Annotated in this window: 1 protein-coding gene; it reads right to left on the reverse strand. The window is 60.4% G+C overall.

What is annotated here, in order from left to right:
- Window positions 1-240: hypothetical protein (locus AC0IZJ_RS28720; RefSeq protein ID WP_471855684.1), on the reverse strand; the 240-nt coding region annotated here is incomplete at both ends.

Consider the following 240-nt stretch of genomic DNA (forward strand, 5'->3'; position numbering starts at 1 on the left):
CGCCTGAGCTTGCTGTTCGGTCAGGTAGTACAGACCATCACGCACGCCGAACTCTGGCTCCAGCCATTCCGGACGCGCAGCATCGTCGCCAGCACGTTCGAGCATCGCGGCAACGTTGCCCAGCTGCCACGGATTAGCAACCAGCGCAGTTTTCGCTTCTGCAGGCGTCGGCGCATGACGGATCAGTTCGATGATCGGGTCGATGTTCGCCAGCGCCACGGCTAATGCTTCAAGGATATG

Source organism: Roseateles sp. AC306 (assembly GCF_979253795.1).